This is a genomic window from Streptacidiphilus neutrinimicus (genome assembly GCF_000787815.1).
Lineage (GTDB): Bacteria > Actinomycetota > Actinomycetes > Streptomycetales > Streptomycetaceae > Streptacidiphilus > Streptacidiphilus neutrinimicus.
The window spans coordinates 13,254-15,244 of record NZ_BBPO01000027.1; the positions used below are offsets into that span (position 1 = coordinate 13,254).

General features: G+C 71.0%; 2 protein-coding genes. One reads left to right on the forward strand and one right to left on the reverse strand.

Features of this window, described 5'->3' with window-relative positions; genetic code table 11:
* Positions 1-178: 178 nt before the first annotated feature.
* A complete protein-coding gene (locus TR48_RS43360; RefSeq protein WP_042368651.1) occupies positions 179-1,564 on the forward strand; it encodes a class II fumarate hydratase in 1,386 nt (461 codons plus the stop codon).
* Between the two features lie 42 nt (positions 1,565-1,606).
* On the opposite strand, the gene TR48_RS43365 is transcribed toward TR48_RS43360, so the two are convergent.
* On the reverse strand, positions 1,607-1,991 hold a 385-nt coding region (locus tag TR48_RS43365; RefSeq protein WP_174501716.1), incomplete at its 5' end, for a carbohydrate binding domain-containing protein.

The window sequence follows — 1,991 nt, forward strand, 5'->3', positions numbered from 1 at the left end:
GAGCCGGGTTCGTCACATGGGACCTCCTCCGCAGACGCGGGCAGCCGCGACCGTGTCGGGAAGCCCGGCGCCTACGCCGAGGCGCGCATCCCGGTGTACCTGCTCGTCGACCGGGACAGCTCGCTTCCGGCGCGTCCGGGACGGGAACAGCGGGACGTCCTGGAATGCTGATCGGGATATGGAAAAGTTCCGGATCGAGCACGACTCGATGGGCGAGGTGCACGTCCCCGCCGATGCCAAGTGGGGTGCGCAGACGCAGCGCGCCGTGGAGAACTTCCCGATCTCGGGCCAGCGGCTGGAGCGGGCGCACATCGCCGCGCTGGCACAGATCAAGGCGGCCGCGGCGAAGGTGAACGCGAAGCTGGGCGTGCTGGACGCGGAGACCGCCGACGCGATCCGCAGCGCGGCCGAGGAGGTCGCGGCCGGGCGCTGGGACGACGAGTTCCCCATCGACGTCTTCCAGACCGGGTCCGGCACCTCGTCCAACATGAATGTGAACGAGGTCGTCGCGACGCTCGCGGGTGAACGCCTCGGTCGGCCGGTGCACCCGAACGACCACGTCAACGCGAGCCAGTCGTCCAACGACGTGTTCCCGAGCTCGATCCACATCGCGGCCACCGACGCCGTCTCCAACGATCTGATCCCGGCGCTGAACCACCTCGCGGACGCGCTCGCGCGCAAGTCCGAGGAGTTCGCGACGGTGGTCAAGTCGGGCCGCACGCACCTGATGGACGCGACGCCGGTGACGCTGGGGCAGGAGTTCGGCGGCTACGCCGCGCAGGTCCGGTACGGCGTGGAGCGGCTGCGTGCGGTGCTGCCGCGCGTCGCGGAGCTGCCGCTCGGCGGGACGGCGGTCGGAACCGGGATCAACACCCCGACGGGGTTCTCCGCCGCGGTGATCGCGGAGGTGGCGCAGGCGACCGGGCTGCCGCTGACGGAGGCCCGCGACCACTTCGAGGCGCAGGGCGCGCGGGACGGCTTGGTCGAGCTGAGCGGTCAGCTCCGCACGATCGCCGTCGGGTTCACCAAGATCTCCAACGATCTGCGCTGGATGGGCTCCGGGCCGCGCACCGGCCTCGGCGAGATCAACCTGCCGGACCTGCAGCCCGGCTCGTCGATCATGCCAGGCAAGGTGAACCCGGTGATCCCCGAGGCCACGCTGATGGTCGCGGCCCAGGTGATCGGCAACGACGCCACCGTCACGGTGGCGGGGGCCAGCGGCACCTTCGAGCTGAACGTGATGATGCCGGTGCTGGCCCGCAACGTGCTGGAGTCGGTGCGGCTGCTCGCGAACGTCGCGCGCCTGCTCGCGGACCGGACCGTCGACGGCGTGACGGCCAACGTCGAGCGGCTGCGCGAGTACGCGGAGTCCTCCCCGTCGGTCGTCACACCGCTCAACCGCTACCTCGGCTACGAGGAGGCCGCGAAGATCGCCAAGCAGGCCCTGGCGGAGCGGAAGACGATCCGCCAGGTCGTGCTCGACCGTGGTCACGTCGCGGCGGGGCGGATCACCGAGGAGCAGCTCGACCAGGCTCTGGACGTGCTGCGGATGACCCGCCCCTGAGCTGCCGTCACCTCAGCGGCAGCCGATCGTGCGGCCCGCGCCTCAGCTCACGCTGAAGTCGTCGGCGTCGACGTTGCCCTGCGCGTACCAGCCGTGGACGTAGACGGTCACCGTCCCGCTGGAGCCGGTGGTGAAGGGCACCGTCAGCTTGTTCCAGCTGGTGCCGCTGGACCAGGTGCTGGCGCTGGCGCCCCCGCTCACGCCGATGTAGGCGTAGGGGCCCTGCACCCAACCGGTGAGCGTGTAGCTGTGGTTGGGCTGCAGGGTGACGGTCTGGTCGCACTCACCGGTGGTGCCGGAGGTCGGCGTCACCTGCAGCGCGTGACTGCCGGAATGGACCGGGCTGCTCACCACGACGCTGCCGGACTGGCAGGTCCACGGGCTGAGGCTGCCGCTCTCGAAGCCGCCGTTGGTGAGCGCGCCGGGG

What these genes read in the sequence shown, in the direction of transcription:
- TR48_RS43360 (WP_042368651.1), top strand. Translation starts at nt 179, where the DNA reads ATGGAAAAGTTCCGGATCGAGCACGACTCGATGGGCGAGGTGCACGTC.